This window comes from Paraburkholderia phymatum (genome assembly GCF_040965635.1).
Classification (GTDB): Bacteria; Pseudomonadota; Gammaproteobacteria; order Burkholderiales; family Burkholderiaceae; genus Paraburkholderia; species Paraburkholderia phymatum_B.
This window is the reverse complement of sequence record NZ_JBFRCH010000096.1, coordinates 1-1,362: the sequence shown is the minus strand read 5'-3', so window position 1 is coordinate 1,362 and position 1,362 is coordinate 1. Positions and strand designations below refer to the sequence as shown.

Sequence of the window (1,362 nt, the reverse complement as noted above, 5' to 3'; positions counted from 1 at the left end):
AGGACCTGGGCGAGCTGGAAGCGGCGGCGAAGAGCTACGGCAAGGCGCTCGCGCTGGCGCCGGATTACGCGCAGGCGTACAGCAACCTGGGCCATGTGCAGCGCGAGCAGGGGAAACTGGACGAGGCGATCGGCAGCTATCGCCAGGCGATCGCGTTGCAGCCGGATCTTTACCTGGCGCATCAGGCGCTGGGTCTCGCGTTGCGCATGCGCGGCGAGCTGACCGATGCGCGCGGGCATTTGCGTATCGCGCTGGCATTGGGCACGGCCGAATCACACAACAGCTATGCGACGGTTCTGCGCGACTGCGATGAACTCGATGACGCGATTTCGCACTATCGCGAGGCGGTCTCGCTGGCTCCGCACCTCACCGACGCATACGTCAATCTGAGCGGGACACTTCGCCTGCGAGGCCTGCTGGCTGATGCCCGCTCGGCGGCTCAACGTGCTGTCGCGCTAGATCCTGAGATGGCAGCCGCGTGGAATAGCCTGGGCAACGTCCAGCACAGCCTGGATGACTTACCTGCGGCAACTCGCAGCCATCGTCGCGCGCTCGAACTGAACCCCGCCGACTCCGCAACACATCACAACCTCGCGCTGGTCCTGCTCAAACAGGATCAGCCGGACGAAGCCCTGGACCACGCGCGCGAAGCGTTGAAGTCCGGCGAGCCGAATGCGTCGATGCTGGTGAATTTCGGTGACATCGTGCGCGCTCAGGGTGATATCGAAAGCGCGCTCAGTGCTTATCGTGAGGCGCTCACACTTCGTCCGGCCGAGCCTTTGTCGATCTGGCAGCGCCTGCTGTTCTGCGCCGCAGGCATCCACACTGTTTCGCCCGAGGCATTCGCAGCCGACGCGCGCCGATGCGCCGCGCTGCTGCAAGCGGGAACGACGCCATACCAGCATGCACGTGATGCGGGCCAGCGCGCGCGACGGCTGCGCGTCGGGTTCGTGTCCGGTGATTTGCGGCAGCATCCCGTCGGCATCTTTCTCGAAAGCGTGCTGGAGCATATCGATACGCAGCACTTCGAGCTTTTTGCCTACTCGACGTCCAAGGAGCGCGACGATGTAACGTCGCGGCTCACGCGTCATTTTGGCGCCTGGCAGCCGTTGCACGACCTGCGTCCAGAAGATGCGGCGCGGCGCGTCTACGCCGACAAGATCGATATCCTCGTCGATCTGGCGGGACATACGCAGTTTTCCGGTCTTCCGCTGTTCGCGTGGAAGCCGGCTCCCGTGCAGGTGAGCTGGCTGGGCTTCTTCGCGACGACGGGCAGCAAAGATATCGATTACTTCCTCGGCGACCGTCACGTGCTGCCGGAAGGGGAGGAATCCCATTTCGTCGAAAAGCCGTGGCGGCTGC

Annotated in this window: 1 protein-coding gene; it reads left to right on the top strand. The window is 64.0% G+C overall.

Annotation, left to right across the window (positions count from 1 at the left end):
* Positions 1 to 1,362 (top strand): tetratricopeptide repeat protein (locus tag AB4Y32_RS40305; protein ID WP_368726561.1); only part of this gene is annotated, 1,362 nt, incomplete at both ends.